The 14617-nt window shown below is 31.1% G+C and carries 13 protein-coding genes; 9 read left to right on the top strand and 4 right to left on the bottom strand.

Features of this window, described 5'->3' with window-relative positions:
- Positions 1 to 2: 2 nt before the first annotated feature.
- Positions 3 to 968, bottom strand: a complete 966-nt coding sequence (locus tag QWY90_RS14055; RefSeq protein WP_290286655.1) for a glycosyltransferase family 2 protein — start codon at positions 966 to 968, stop codon at positions 3 to 5.
- Positions 952 to 2433 carry a glucosyltransferase domain-containing protein gene (locus QWY90_RS14050; RefSeq protein ID WP_290286654.1) on the bottom strand — a complete coding sequence of 494 codons (1482 nt, stop codon included), beginning with the start codon at positions 2431 to 2433 and terminating at the stop codon, positions 952 to 954. The genes QWY90_RS14055 and QWY90_RS14050 overlap by 17 nt, the downstream gene beginning before the upstream one ends.
- Before the next feature lie 101 nt (positions 2434 to 2534).
- On the opposite strand from QWY90_RS14050, the gene QWY90_RS14045 reads away from it, so the two are divergent.
- From QWY90_RS14045 to QWY90_RS14005, 9 genes are all read left to right on the top strand, one after another.
- Positions 2535 to 3077, top strand: coding sequence for a hypothetical protein (locus QWY90_RS14045; protein ID WP_290286653.1), 543 nt, complete (start codon positions 2535 to 2537; stop codon positions 3075 to 3077).
- A gap of 78 nt (positions 3078 to 3155) precedes the next feature.
- Complete coding sequence (locus QWY90_RS14040; protein WP_290286652.1) at positions 3156 to 4421, top strand: oligosaccharide flippase family protein; 1266 nt, start codon at positions 3156 to 3158, stop codon at positions 4419 to 4421.
- A gap of 46 nt (positions 4422 to 4467) precedes the next feature.
- Positions 4468 to 5145 carry an acyltransferase gene (locus QWY90_RS14035; protein WP_290286651.1) on the top strand — a complete coding sequence of 226 codons (678 nt, stop codon included), beginning with the start codon at positions 4468 to 4470 and terminating at the stop codon, positions 5143 to 5145.
- Between the two features lie 69 nt (positions 5146 to 5214).
- Positions 5215 to 6411: a hypothetical protein gene (locus tag QWY90_RS14030; protein WP_290286650.1), complete on the top strand. Its 1197-nt coding sequence runs from the start codon at positions 5215 to 5217 to the stop codon at positions 6409 to 6411.
- Positions 6408 to 7496, top strand: coding sequence for a glycosyltransferase family 4 protein (locus tag QWY90_RS14025; protein ID WP_290286649.1), 1089 nt, complete (start codon positions 6408 to 6410; stop codon positions 7494 to 7496). The genes QWY90_RS14030 and QWY90_RS14025 overlap by 4 nt, the downstream gene beginning before the upstream one ends.
- A gap of 72 nt (positions 7497 to 7568) precedes the next feature.
- Positions 7569 to 8675 (top strand): DUF1972 domain-containing protein, encoded by a 1107-nt coding sequence (locus tag QWY90_RS14020; RefSeq protein ID WP_290286648.1) that lies wholly within the window; start codon positions 7569 to 7571, stop codon positions 8673 to 8675.
- The gene (locus QWY90_RS14015) at positions 8617 to 9978 is read left to right on the top strand and encodes an O-antigen ligase family protein (protein ID WP_290286647.1); all 1362 of its coding nucleotides are present in this window, start codon (positions 8617 to 8619) and stop codon (positions 9976 to 9978) included. The genes QWY90_RS14020 and QWY90_RS14015 overlap by 59 nt, the downstream gene beginning before the upstream one ends.
- Positions 9979 to 9985: 7 nt before the next feature.
- Positions 9986 to 10969: a UDP-glucuronic acid decarboxylase family protein gene (locus QWY90_RS14010; RefSeq protein ID WP_290286646.1), complete on the top strand. Its 984-nt coding sequence runs from the start codon at positions 9986 to 9988 to the stop codon at positions 10967 to 10969.
- A gap of 8 nt (positions 10970 to 10977) precedes the next feature.
- A complete protein-coding gene (locus QWY90_RS14005; RefSeq protein ID WP_290286645.1) occupies positions 10978 to 12345 on the top strand; it encodes an undecaprenyl-phosphate glucose phosphotransferase in 1368 nt (455 codons plus the stop codon).
- Here QWY90_RS14005 and QWY90_RS14000 read toward each other — a convergent pair.
- Both QWY90_RS14000 and wecB read right to left on the bottom strand, forming a co-directional pair.
- Positions 12342 to 13526, bottom strand: coding sequence for a glycosyltransferase family 4 protein (locus QWY90_RS14000; RefSeq protein ID WP_290286644.1), 1185 nt, complete (start codon positions 13524 to 13526; stop codon positions 12342 to 12344). The genes QWY90_RS14005 and QWY90_RS14000 overlap by 4 nt on opposite strands.
- Positions 13526 to 14614: a non-hydrolyzing UDP-N-acetylglucosamine 2-epimerase gene (gene wecB, locus QWY90_RS13995; protein ID WP_290286641.1), complete on the bottom strand. Its 1089-nt coding sequence runs from the start codon at positions 14612 to 14614 to the stop codon at positions 13526 to 13528. The genes QWY90_RS14000 and wecB overlap by 1 nt, the downstream gene beginning before the upstream one ends.
- Positions 14615 to 14617 lie beyond the last annotated feature (3 nt).

The following is a 14617-nucleotide window of genomic DNA, read 5'->3' as shown; positions in this document are numbered from 1 at the left end:
TTTTAACCTATTCGTTTATCAATAAAATAGCGTGGTCTTTGTTTGACTTCGGAGTAAATTTTTCCAATATATTCTCCAATAATTCCAAAACAGAATAATTGTACGCCACCTAAAAAATACATTGGCAGAACGGTAGAAAGCCATCCAGGCAATACATTTCCAGTATATAAAGCAAAAAGTGCATACCCTGTCATAATTATACAAATGAAAAAGATAACAAAGCCAATAATGGTAACCAGCTTAAGAGGATAATTACTAAACGAAGTAACGCCATTCCAGGCAAAAGCAGCCATTTTTCTGAAGGGATACTTTGATTCGCCGGCAAATCGATCTAAACGGTCATAATAAACAATATCTTTGCTAAAACCAATAGAAGGAATAATACCTCTTAAAAACAGATTAACCTCTTTAAACTCAGCCAAAGCATTTAATACTCTGCTGCTGCATAATCTGTAATCGGCATGATTGTGTATAATATTTACCTTCATTTTTTTCATGAGGTTGTAGAAAAGAAGCGCAGTATTCCGTTTGAAAAAAGTATCAGAGGTTCTTTCTTTGCGGACACCATAAACGACATCTGTTCCTGATATGAATTTAAGTATCATATCTTTTATTACGCTCACGTCGTCTTGCAAATCCGCATCAATCGAAATTAGTGCGTCAGCTTCATCCTTATAGGTTAATAACCCTGCCAATAACGCTTTTTGATGCCCAACATTTCCGGCTAATTTCAATCCTTTAATGTGGCTTAACTGTTTTGCATTTTCTTCAATCTTATTCCAGGTTTTATCTTTACTGCCATCGTCTATAAAAGCAGCAAAACTTTTTTCAGAGATATAATTTTTTTCTACCAAATCGGATAGAATAGAATTCAATTGAAATGAAGTTTCATTTAACACTAATTCTTCATTGTAACATGGCGTAACTATCCCTATAGTTGGAATATTCATATTATTTTTCCCAATCATATCTTGGAAATCCTTTTTTTTGTGAAAGTTTTACAACAACTACATTTTCAATTTTTTGAATAGATCCTTTCTCGGGATAAATAGGCATTGTTGAAAATTTATCTTTTACTTTATTAAACGAGGTCTCGTCATCCATAAAACGATAGTAAGCAATATCTTCAAATCTAAAAAAGTTAATCATTCGCCAGTTATCGCCTTCGCCCCAACGAAAAAGGGATCCTGCAAAAACTTCCGAATTGGGCAAAGCTAATTTAACGTGATTACTTTCAGGTAAACTGCCATAAAAATAAACATAATCAGTATCAGGGTTAAAATCCTCAAATTGATTAATTTTTTGGTTGATGTCTTTTGCAATTTCAAGGTCGTGTTTAAATATTTGGTTTTGAGTATAAAACAAATTTGTAACAAAAAAAACATTCCATAAATATAGCAAAACACCTGTAAAAAGTATTTGATTGTAAAATTGTTTTGGAATTTTTTGTAATACAAATACAATAATAAAAGCGAAAGTTAATGTAGAACCAACATATAAACGTGGAGGGTGATAACCATTTCTAATAAAAAATGACATTGAAAAAGGAATAATTAGCAATGTTAAAAAGATTAAAATTTTCAGCAAAGCATTGGTTTTATCTTTTATAAAGTATATAATACTTAACAAAACGCAAATCGTTGTTACTACAAAAGGTTTTTCACCATAATAAAATTTTCCATATATATTATCTACTAAAAGATTATAAAATGCTACAAACGGATTGCCTAAATTTCCAGTTGCATATCCTTCAAGATAAGAACTGTTTGCGGTTTTAATAAATAATTTTACGCTTAATAAATAAATGATTACACTAATTAACAACAATCCAGCGAAAATAAATGCTTTTTTAAATTCTTGTTTTATATTGGCTTCCGGCTTGTCAATTTGAGTAAAAAAGTAAATCACATATAATATTACAGGGATAAAAACTAAGAGTTGGTAGGTAGCAACTGCACAAACAATAAATATAACCGTCAAAACCAAATTGATAATTTTCCAGATTTTAGTTTTACTTTCTTTTAAATAAAACGTAACCCCAACAGTTCCCAAAAAATAGCCCAGTGGAATTGCATCGGCTTGCATTGTAAACACTAACTGATATGCGTGTTGTGGGAAACTTAAAAATAACAAACAAAAAAGAAAACTAAAAACTCCTTTTATGTTGAGTATTTTAGTTACTTCAACTGCGGTAATTGCCAAAAAAACAAGCCCAAATAACAAGGTAAAAAACGGATACAAACCGTTCATCAAATGGTACCTCACAAGATTTGTTCCCCATCGTCCTAGTTCTAAAGAAGAATGAGGATAAATAGGGCTTTCACTATCAACAGTAAGTGTGAAATTGGTGAGAGCAAAACCATATGCAACAAATACTACAAGTATAGAAAAGATATATAGTAAGAATTGTTTATTTTGGGTTTCAGTTGTCATAAATTGATTGTTATTTTTTTAAGATTGTAAAAGTAGAAATTTATTTGTTAGTTATTATAATAAACCGTTATTTTGCGGCATAGTTTTAATTTAAAAATGATATGAAAAAGATAGTTTATTTGTTTATTTCAAGCGTAATTTTGATAGGCTGCAAAATCAAGGATGAAAATGTGGAATCTGAAACTGCTCAACCACAAGAAAAATATGGTTTCAAAGTAACATTAAATGCAATATCTAAAACTACGGACGACTTTTGTTTGCTTTACACTGAAGACGGTACAATAAACTTTGGAGAAAGTGTTGTTTGGATGCCAGTTCCAGGAAAACAAGAGGAGCAACAAGTTGATTTTTATTTTCCGAAAGACGTTTATCCAACTCAAATACGTTTAGATTTAGGATTAAAACAGACCGAAAAAGATACCATTTATTTGAAAAGTATACATTTTGATTACAACGGTAAAAAGCTTGATATTGTAGGACAACAATTAGGACTGTTCTTTAGAGCCGATGAAAATCATTGTAAATTTGACCCAACAACAGGAGCTGTTGTTCCAGTTGTAAAAAACGGAAAAGCAGAACATCCGTCAATATATCCACAGGAAACTATTTTAGGGCCAGCATTACTTAAACTAGGTCAGCAATAATAAAAAATAAAATAGAAAAAGCTGCAAATGAAGTTCGTTTTACTTTGTTTGTAGCTTTTCCGTTTTATACGCCATTCTATGATTAAATCAAGTATTGAATATATTAAAAAGCAAAAGCAACTCAACAACTTTATTACGTATGGTGTTGGACAAGCTTTTAATTTGGTCACCCCAATTCTTGTAGTTCCTTACATTGTTTCAATTTGTAGTGAAGAAGGTTACGGAAAAATAGGGGTTGGATTAGCCATTGCCTTTTTTTTAATGGTTTTTATAGATTATGGTTCCGATATTTTGGGCGTTCAAGAAGTATCGGTAAACAGAGAAAGCAAAGAGAAACTTGAAAAAATATTTATTACAATTTATACCGCTAAACTAGTATTGCTGTTATTGGTTTTATTATTGGCTACTATACTTTTTTATACCGTTCCGTTTTTTGCCAATGAGAAGCAATTGTTTTTTTTAAGTCTGCCCATACTTATTGGTCAGTTTATAAATCCGACCTGGTTTTTACAAGGACTTGAGAACTTTAAATGGATTACGGTTTTAAATATTATATCAAAGGTTATTTATGTTATTGGCATATTTATATTTATTCAAAAACCTGCCGATTATATTTATAACAATTTGTTTTGGGGAATTGGAATGATAATAGCAAACTGTTTTGTTTTTCTCTATTTGTTGAATCGCCATGCTTTTTCTTTTAAAAAGACAAAAAGAATAGAAGTCAAGACCTATCTAAAGACTAATTTTTCTATGTTTTCTTCTCAAATTTTTGTTTCGCTCCAAATGTATTCTCCAATAGTTTTGATTAGCATATTTGGGAATAATATTATGGCAGGCCAATATAAAATCATAGATCAGATAATAGTAATTTTCAGAACGTATATCATTTTATTTTTCAACTTTGTATTTCCACGAGTTTGCTATTTATTAGATAAAAGCAGAATAGAAGGACTGAATTTTTGGAAAAAAGTAAACGGATTAAATTTCCTTTTCATATTGTTCTTAATGACACTTATCGTTGTTTATTCCTTTGTTGTTGTTGATTACTTTAATCCAAAAGACGTTGCATATATTAGTGATTTATTGAAAATCGCATTATTTATTCCAATTCTTCAAAGTGTCTCACAGCCTCTTAAACAATTAATTTTGGGATGGAATAAACAAACAAAATATATAAGAACAACAATGATAGTGACCGTTATAACGTTGGTGTTAATTGTTATACTGACACCTGTTTTTAAAGTTATGGGCGTTTTATCTTCATTGATAATTTCAGAAATCCTTATAATTTCCATCTTTTTTTATCACATTAAAAATAAATTATTTAATCGTTTAAGTTAAAAAAACAATTGTATTTTTGAGACTTGTACTGATAAAGTTTCCTCTAATGGTAAAAGTTATATTTCAAAAATTATTAGTAAAGTCAGGGAAAAATTATCAAATCGACCCCAGAATTCCAAGCAAACTTTTTTATCAGACATTAACCAAAAGAGCCATTATGCTTGTTAGAGGTTTTTTAAAAACCGGAAAAAAAGTATTTGTCGGTCAGAATTCTAGAATTTTAAATTCTCAAAACATTATTTTTGGCAAAAGCGTTACCATAGATAAACATACAATTATCGATGGCTTCTCATCAGAAAAAATTATTTTAGGCGATTGTGTGAAGATTGGAGCGTTTTCAAATTTGAACTCAACCAGTCATTTTTCAAAATATGGAATTGGTTTAAAAATGGGAAACAATTCAGCTATTGGTGATTATACCCATTTTGGCGCAGCTGGCGGAATTGAAATCGGGAGCGATGTTATTATGGGTTCTTATATTTCTTTTCATTCAGAAAATCATAATTTTTCAGACGTTTCAAAACTAATAAGAGAACAAGGAGTTACCTCAAAAGGAATTAAACTTGGAAATAATATTTGGGTTGGAGCTAAAGTTACTTTTCTTGACGGTTGTGTGGTTGGAAATAACTCTGTTGTAGCAGCAGGAGCAGTTGTGAATGGCATTTTTCCAGACAATGTTGTTATCGGCGGTGTGCCGGCAAAAGTTTTAAAAACTATAGTATAAATGGCAACAATTATAAAAAAATCAGTTATTTATCAATTACTTTTTGCGATTTGTATTTATGTTCCCTATTTGAATAATTACGAATTAACTTTTGCTATTTGGTCACTTACAGCTTTTTTTACTATTCAGAAAGTATATACAATTGGGATCATAAAACAGCTATTATGTTTTGTTTTAATAATTGCATTAGCGATAGCAGTCTTTTTTTTTAAAAACCATCAGCTTTATTTTGTAATTAGAGACATCACCTATCTGATAAAGCCATTTATAGGTTTGTTAATAGGATATCAATTATGCAAAAAGTTCCCATTATTAGCCTTTAAAACAATTGTTTTCATTGGTTTTTTCATTGCGATTATTCATCTATTTTTAATTTTTAATGCTGTTATTTTTTATAAAGCAACTACGGTAAATGATATTAGATTTTATGGCGGTTATTTCAGTGATTTTGAAGTATATGCTTTAATAGTTGTTCTATTTCACGAAAAATTTCAGTTAAATTTATCAAGACAAAAAGCAATACTTTATGCCATTGTTATTGGTTTTTCAGCATTCATGTATTTGGCAAGAACAAATTTTATACAGTTCATAATTTTGTTTTTGGCATTAAAAGGATATTTTGAAGTTAATAAAAGATCAATAACCGTAGTGGTTTCGGTGTTGATTTTGACGGGTATTGGATATACTGTAATATATAATATGAATCCCAAAAGAAATGGAGAAGGAATTGAAGCCTTGCTCTATAAAATAAAGATTGCACCTATTGAACCATTTAAAACTAAAATAAACCGTGATGACTGGAAAGATTTTAATGATAACTACCGCTCTTATGAGAACATTATGACCGTGAGACAAGTTAGTAGAGAAGGACTTTTTTCAACTTTTTTTGGTCAAGGATTAGGGGCACAAGTCGATTTAAAGCAAGAAGTATGGTTAGGAGACATGAATTTGCGCTATATATCTATACTTCACAATGGCTTTATGACGATTTTTTTAAAAACAGGTTTACTAGGATTGTTCGTATATTTTATTTCAATTTACCTGCTTTTCAAAAAAACAAAATCGAATTTTCCAATAGTTAATCAGATTAACTTACTTTTTGTTGGAACAGGTGTTTTTCTGATATTTTCTAACTGGGTATTTATGGGCGTTTATAATTTATCAGACAACAAATCAATTTTAATCGGATTCCTTTTTTGCCTAAGAGAATTTTATATGAAGTCAGATAACGAAAACCTATTAAATGAAAGTAATAAAGCCGAATGAAAACCAAAAACATATTTGTTGACTGTCATGTCTTTGATGGAAATTTTCAAGGAACTACAACTTATCTTAAAGGGCTTTATACAGAGCTTTTAAAAGATAAAACAAAGCTGTTCTATTTTGGCGCATCTAATATAGCGTTTCTCAAAACTATTTTTGGAACTCATGATAATCTTACCTATGTTAGTTACAAATCCAAAAACAAATTCTATAGATTACTTTTTGACATTCCGGGAATTATAAAAAAAAACAACATTGATTTTGCTCATTTTCAATACGTCGTTCCGCCAATAAAATCCTGTAAATACATTGTCACCATTCATGATGTGTTGTTTTTAGATTTCCCTGAATATTTCCCTTTGATTTATCGAATAAAGAACAAGTTTCTTTTTAAAACCAGCGCAAAACGGTCAGATGTTGTATTGTCGGTTTCCGAATATTCAAAAAAACAAATTCAAAAGCATTTCGGTATAGAAAAGGTGACAATTACGCCTAATGCAATAGATTCAGTTTATTTTGAAACATACAATAAAGAGGAAGTCCAAAAACAAGTAAGGGATAAATTTAAAGCAACAAATTACTTTTTATATGTTAGTCGCTGGGAACCAAGAAAAAATCATGACCGACTGTTAAAAGCATTTGTTGAAAATGAATATTATAAAACACATTCGTTAGTTTTTGTAGGCAATAAAGCGATTGAAAATAAAGTCTATAATGACTATTACACCTCTCTTCCAGATGAAATAAAAGCTACCATTTTTTCTTTCAGCAAAGTTAATTCTCAAGATTTGTTAGTATTGGTTCGTGGTGCCGATTTATCCATTTATCCATCAATTGCCGAAGGATTTGGGATTCCGCCATTAGAGTCTTTGGCAGCAAATATCCCAACGATTTGTTCGAACACAACTGCCATGGCTGATTTCGAGTTTTTTGGTGATTGTCTTTTTAATCCGTTAGATTTAGAAGATTTAAAAAACAAAATAAAAATTGGTTTGAATGACACTCAAATGGATCAAAAACGAAATCAAATGAAAGCCAAATTCACCTGGCAATTCGCGGCGGAACAATTCAAAAAAGCTATTTCTTAAACGCACAAAAATTCAAATCATTTTGTTATGTTTGCAATGAAACAGAAAAAATCCAAACCGTAATAAAATTTCATGAAAATAGCCATATTAGGAACCCGTGGTGTACCCAATTATTACGGAGGATTTGAGCAGTTTGCTGAATTCTTTTCGGTGTATCTTGTTGAAAAAGGACACGAAGTTTACTGTTACAATTCTCATGACCATCCTTTTCAGGAAACCACTTTTCACGGTGTAAACATTATCCATCAGTATGATCCCGAATATAAATTTGGGACATTTGGACAGTTTATTTATGACTACAATTGCATCATAGATTCCCGAAAGAGAGATTTTGATATCATTTTGCAATTAGGGTATACTAGTAATTCGGTTTGGCATTTTTTGTTGCCTAAAAAATCAATCATTATCACTAACATGGATGGATTAGAATGGAAGAGAACAAAATATTCTAAACCAGTTCAGCAGTTTTTAAAATTTGCCGAAAGATTAGCCGCCAATAGCAGTGACTTTTTGGTTTCGGATTCATTAGGAATTCAAAAATTTTTGAAAGGCAAATACAAAAAAGAATCTACTTATATTGCTTATGGAGCATACCCTTTTTCGTCTCCTAATGATCAAATTCTAAAGGAATATGACGTAGAAAAGGAAAACTATAATATGATAATGGCACGTTTCGAACCAGAAAATAATTTAGACATGGTTCTTGAAGGCGTTGCGAAGAATGAAGATAAAACACCAATTTTGGTCATCGGAAAGCACATGACAAAATATGGGGAATACTTAAAAAACAAATTCAAAGACCATTCGAATATTCGCTTCATTGGCGGAATATATAACCTCGAACATTTGAATAATCTTCGTTATTTTTCTAACTTATATTTCCATGGACATTCGGTCGGCGGAACAAATCCATCGCTACTTGAAGCAATGGCATCAAGAGCTTTAGTAATTGCGCATAACAATGATTTTAATAAAGGGATTTTAAAGGAAAACGGCTATTATTTTTCGGATTCTAACGAAGTAAAAAATATTCTGAATTCAATCAAAAAAAATGATAACTTGCGATTGGTTCAAAACAATTTTGATTCGATTGTGAACGAATTTAATTGGGAAAAAATAAATGGTGAATATTTACAACTTTTCGAAGCGTGTTATTCAAAATCTGATAAAAGAAAATAAAAGTAACAGCTCTTTTATTTCAATACTTTTAGTCCTTATCACAATACCATTGTCTTTTGCTATTAACAATATTTCTTTAGGGATATTTTTGTTGGTTGCTTTTATTACTTTAAAAAAGGAAAATTTTAAACTTCAAAAAGAGTTGCTTTTTCCAATTCTGCTCTATGTTTTAATGGTGATTTCTTATTTCTGGTCGATAGATTCGGAGGAGACAATTTCTGCCTTATCAAAAGAAATCCCATTACTTATAATTCCACTTGGCTTTCTGATTTTTAAAACAAATACTTCAGAACAAAAAAGAAAAATCATTGAATACTATAGTTATGCTATCGTAGCGTTTGTTTTATACTATTTGGTTCGAGCAATTATTCGCTATTGTATGTTTGGAGACCCAAGAATGTTCTTTTATCATGGCGAAAATGATAACGATTACGGATTAGTTCCAAAACTACTGAATGCCATACACATGTCTGTTTTTGTGGCAGTTGCTTTCTTTTATTTTTTCACAAAAGAAGTAAAATCAAAAATGGATAATTTGTTTTCTGTTTTGCTTTTTGCTTTTATATTACTACTATCTTCCAAAAATATCATACTTGTTGTTTTATTACTTTCGCTACTAAACATTTTCTTTTTTTCGAAAACGGCACATAAATTAAGATTGAGAAACCTAATTGTTTTTGGATTATTGTTAGTAATAATCTTTTCGACAGGAAGAATAAAAGATAGGTTTAAAGTTGAATTTCAAAACAATACAGATAAAAGTTTAAGCACTAATGTAATTGAAGGGATTCCGTCAGGTGTGCATTATGTAAGTTTAAAGGAAGCATGGTCAAATCCTACTTTTACACCAAATGATTACTTTAACGGAACAGCATTTCGGGTTTATCAATTCAGAATTTTTACAGAGTTAATGAATGAAAATAATGTCTTTTTAAAAGGCTTCGGATTAAACGCATCTTATCCAAAAATTAAAGAAAAAGCCGTTCATTACAATCTTTATATGGGGAATGAAAATGATTCGGACAGCGGTTATCAATCGAAAAACTTTCACAATCAATACGTTCAAAATTTTGCTGAATTAGGTGTTTTTGGGTTTATCCTATTGTTAATATTATTGATTGTTAACATTAAAAATGCGATTAAATTGAAAGATTTTGTTCATTTTGCTTTCGCATTTCTAATGATAAGTTTATTTTTGACCGAATCATTTTTATGGAGACAAAGGGGAGTTGTGTTTTTTATGATGATGTATTGTCTTTTTAATACAGGAATTAGTACTCAAAATAGTTCCAAAGCAGAATAAAAATTATATGAAAAGAATATTAATTACTGGTGCTGCTGGGTTTTTAGGGTCGCATCTTTGTGATCGTTTTATAGCTGAAGGGTATTTTGTTATTGGAATGGATAACTTAATTACGGGAGATTTAAAAAATATTGAGCATTTATTCAAACTTAAAAATTTCGAGTTTTATCATCATGATGTAACCAAGTTTGTGCATGTGCCTGGCAATCTAGATTATATTCTTCATTTTGCATCGCCTGCAAGTCCAATAGATTATCTTAAAATTCCTATTCAAACTTTAAAAGTGGGCTCTTTAGGAACACACAATCTTTTAGGTTTGGCCAGAGTCAAAAAAGCCCGAATTCTTATTGCATCTACTTCAGAAATTTATGGAGATCCTTTAGTGCATCCACAAACAGAAGATTATTACGGAAACGTAAATACCATTGGACCAAGAGGTGTTTATGATGAAGCAAAACGGTTTCAGGAATCAATTACTATGGCCTATCACACTTTTCACGGTGTTGAAACCAGAATAGTTAGAATATTCAATACATATGGACCAAGAATGCGACTGAATGATGGTCGTGTTATTCCTGCGTTCATTGGACAAGCATTACGAGGTGAAGATTTAACAATTTTTGGAGATGGAAGTCAAACCCGTTCGTTTTGTTATGTGACGGATCAGGTAGAAGGCATTTTTAGATTACTTCATTCTGATTATTCACAACCTGTAAACATTGGAAATCCAAACGAAATTACGATTAAAGACTTTGCAGATGAAATCATTAAATTAACAGGAACAACTCAAAAAGTAGTCTATCATCCGTTGCCAATTAATGATCCAATGCAACGTCAGCCCGATACAACTCGTGCAAAAAACATTCTGGGATGGGAAGCCAAAGTATCAAGAGAAGAAGGAATGAAATTGACTTATGATTATTTTAAATCACTTTCTTCAGAAGAGCTTTTAAAAGAAGAACACAAAGACTTTAAAGGATATATTCACTAGTATTTGATATGGTTGCACAACAAACAGGAAGATACTCAAAATATATTAGACCGATAAATATTCTTTTCGATCTAATGGTGATAACGACGTTAAGTTTATATTTCTTTAGAGATTTAAATCTTAACGGGTTTCATTATTTTCTTTATCAATCATTCACCTGGATTGTTATTGCAATACTTGTAAAATATTATGAAGTCTATCGATTTACAACTCCTGTAGAAATTATTACTAAATTAGTGAAACAGTACAGTGTTTTTCTATTGGTAGTAATTGCTTTTTTCCCTTTTGCAAAATCGGTGACTTTTAGCGGAAAAGCCATTGCAATCTTTATGATAATTAGTTTTTGCATTATTGTAACTTTTAAATATTTATTGTTTTTCTATTTAAAAAAGTATAGAATAGTTACAGGAAGTAATTTTAGAAACGCCGTTATTATTGGTTATACACCAGAAGCCATCCGCTTAAAAGAAGTATTTGATACAAGAAAAGATTATGGCTACAGATTCTTAGGATACTTCTCAGATAAAAAGCAAAATCCAGAAGTAAAAGGAAGAATAGAGGACTTGAATTTGTTCGTAATAGATAATAAAGTGGACGAAATCTATTGTTCTTTAAACGAAATTTCTAATGAAAAACTGAAAGAATTAGTTGAATTTGCTGATGAGAATAATAAAACAATAAAATTCATTCCGGATACAAAAGAAATCTATTCGAAAAATTTAAAAATAGATTATTACGAATTATTTCCGGTTCTTTCTTTACAAAAAACGCAGCTTCACAATCCATTTATTAAAGGAATAAAAAGAGCATTTGATATATTGTTTTCTTTATTCGTTATTATTTTTCTGCTTTCTTGGCTAATTCCTTTGCTTGCGTTATTAATAAAATTAGAATCGAAAGGTCCTGTTTTTTTCAAACAAGGAAGACCCGGAATGGATGAAGAGGAATTCCATTGTTATAAATTCCGATCCATGCAAGTCAATGGATTTACTGAAAAGGAAGCATCAAAAAACGACCCAAGAGTTACCAAAATGGGAAGGTTTATGCGAAAAACAAGCATGGATGAATTACCACAATTCTTTAACGTTATTCTTGGTGACATGTCCGTTGTTGGTCCAAGACCTCACTTGTGGTCACAAAATAAAGCCTATGCCAGTAAAATAAAGAAATACATGGTTCGTCATTATGTAAAACCAGGCATTACAGGTTTAGCTCAGGTGAAAGGTTTTAGAGGTGAAATTGAAACCGAAGAAGATATGGTTAACAGGATAAAACTAGATGTCTTTTATATAGAAAACTGGTCATTAATCATGGATATTAAAATCATTTTTCAAACCGTTTTCAATATATTCAAAGGAGAAGATAAGGCTTATTAGAAAACGCCTTTTTCAATTAGGATTTTCATTTGATTATCTAAATCAAATATTTTTTGAGACTGTTTAAAAACTTGTTTTTTCATTACGTCTAATTCCGATTTACTCAGGCTAGAAATTTCTTTAAGCTTTTCATTCAAATCCTGATAATTTTCAACCGAGGCAACCCAACCCAAATGGTTATCATTTACAATCGTTTCTCCTTCACCACCACCAAAATAAAGTATCGGGAAACCAAGCGAGCCGTATTCAAAAATCTTGGAAGGAACCGAACCATAAATTCTGGTTTTCAAAGGAACAATGGCGATATCAAACGATTTTAATTTTTCATGTAATTCTTTTCTATCCAGCATTCCGTGGAAAAACAAAGAAGACGAAGATTTAGCCGAAATTAAAGCCTCTATTTGTGTTTTTTCGGCGCCATCACCAAAGAGGTGTAATTCGATATTTAGTCCTTTTAATTCGATATTTTCACAGAGTTCAAGAACGCCTTGCGCAATTCCTAAAAGGCCGGCATAAAATAGTTTGATGGGCTCATTCTCTTTAGTTTTCAATTCTATTTCCGGAATGTTGTGATCTGGAAAATTACGGTATAAAAAGCATTTTTTTAATGGGGAAACAGTATGAACATGCGTAATTATTTCGTCTGATTGACCCAAAATTAAAGTTGCTTTTTTATAAATGAATCGTTCAAGAAATAAAGAAAATTTATGCGAAAGCGAATCTTTTTTCAGCACCTTTAATTCAATGGCGGCTAATGGCCATAAATCGGAAATGTTGAGAATTATTTTTTTGTTTTTCAACGAAAGCACAAAAACAGCAATAAACGAAAGCAATAATGGCGGCGATTGAACGATTACTTTCTTTGGTGTTTTTTTAAATAACAAATAGAAAAATAAGGTTGTTGAAAAAGATAAAACAGAAAGAATACGAACCAATAAATTTTTACTAACACTTGGATAAATCCAAAGCCGTTTCACGGTAATGTTATCTCTATTTTCAGTTACTGAAAATTTGCCTTTGTATTCAGAAAACAATTCCCCTTTTGGATAATTCCCTAATGGACAAATAACAGAAACGTTAAAGTTATTTTTATAGAGTTTCAGAGCCAATTGTTCAATTCGATTGGCAGCCGCACCTTTTTCAGGCGGATAATAATTGGATATGATAAGAATATCTTCCACTATTTTTTAGAAAGCAAAATATCGATTATTCTTTCCGATGCTTTTCCATCCCAAAGTTCAGGAATTCCCGCTTTTCTTGGTCCGTTTTGCAAAAATGCACTAAAGAATTTTTCTAAATTTTCAATTGATGTTCCCACTAAAGTGTTTGTCCCAATGGTTTGTGTTTCTGGTCTTTCGGTATTGTTACGCATTGTAAAACAAGGAATGCCTAAAACTGTAGTTTCTTCTGAAATTCCACCAGAGTCTGTAATCACAGCAAAACTGTTTTTAATTAAATACATGAAATTTAGATACCCTTGAGGTTCAACAAAGAGAATATTTTTTAGTTGTAGATTGGTTTCACCCAAAATTGCTTTGGTTCTTGGATGAATTGGGAAAATAATTTTTTTATTGCCTACCATGCTATCAATCCCTTCCAATAGATTTATAAGTGATTTTTCTTCGTCAACGTTTGCCGGGCGATGTAAGGTTAAGATAATATAGTTTCCATTTTCTAAACCAAATTCCTTCCAAAAAACTGGCGCTGAAATTCTATCTAAATTTTGATGTAAAGTATCAATCATTACGTTACCAACAAAGTGAATAGTTGAAGGTTCGGCACCATATTTTAATAGATTTTGACCAGCCCAAGTTGAGGTTGTAAAGTAATAATCTGTAATGCTGTCTGTAACTATTCTGTTGATTTCTTCGGGCATCGTCATATCGCCTGAACGAATTCCGGCTTCAACGTGAGTGACTTTTATATTTAATTTTTTGGCAACAATGGCACAAGCCATAGTTGAGTTTACATCGCCTACAACCAAAACTAACTCGCACGGATTTTGCAACAGTTCTTGTTCAAATGCAATCATTATGGCGGCTGTTTGAACTGATTGAGAACCGCTTTTTACTTCCAGATTTGCATTTGGATGCGGAATGTTTAATTCTTCAAAAAAAGTATCGCTAAGATTTTTATCATAATGCTGACCCGTATGAACCAGACGATAAGAAATACCTGCTCCTTCATTTTGCTTTTTCTCAATCGCTTTAATAATGGGTGCTATTTTGATGAAATTTGGTCTTGCTCCGGCTACAATTGTAATTCTCATGAT

The organism is Flavobacterium paronense, assembly GCF_030409795.1.
Lineage (GTDB): Bacteria > Bacteroidota > Bacteroidia > Flavobacteriales > Flavobacteriaceae > Flavobacterium > Flavobacterium paronense.
This window is presented reverse-complemented; position numbering and strand designations above follow the sequence as displayed.